Source organism: Pseudoalteromonas sp. BSi20311, assembly GCF_000239875.1.
GTDB lineage: Bacteria > Pseudomonadota > Gammaproteobacteria > Enterobacterales > Alteromonadaceae > Pseudoalteromonas.
The window spans coordinates 1-521 of sequence record NZ_BADU01000123.1 but is presented as its reverse complement, the minus strand read 5'-3'; the positions used below and the strand labels follow the sequence as shown (position 1 = coordinate 521).

The following is a 521-nucleotide window of genomic DNA, read 5'->3' as shown; positions in this document are numbered from 1 at the left end:
AACATTAGATTATTACTCTCTAAAATTTCAAGTTCTTGCGATGTTAAATCTAATGACGGCTTTTCCTCTTTTAGGCAATAGGCAATTAATCCACCAAGTAAATTTAGCATAAAGCCATGCATACTGCGGTGTCTAGAGTGTTCAATGTAAGAAATGTTTTTCAATTGATCATTCACCGTTTCGATTATAAATCGTTTTTTCAATAAAGCCCTGTCCCACAATGAAACAAATTTTTTCTTCATATTCTTTCGAACCGTCGTGATCAACTCGACACCTTTTTCTAGTAACTCACCAGAGAGCGCTTTGCTGATATAACCTTTGTCGCCATAGAGTTTTCCGAAGATAGAGTCCGCCATATCAGAAACAGGCTCTCGATCATCCACATTGCCCGTTGTGAGCTTTAGCGCCACAATCTCACCTAAATGATTAATTATTAAGTGTAGTTTGAATCCATATGACCAACCCATAGTGCCTTTTCCATGATGAGCAACGCCTTCAAACACTTTATTTCTTTTAGCTCT

1 protein-coding gene is annotated in these 521 nt (G+C 37.4%); it reads right to left on the bottom strand.

Annotation, left to right across the window (positions count from 1 at the left end; all coding sequences use genetic code 11):
• The coding region (locus P20311_RS13305) for an IS982 family transposase (protein ID WP_036985186.1) at window positions 1-521 on the bottom strand (521 nt) is incomplete at both ends.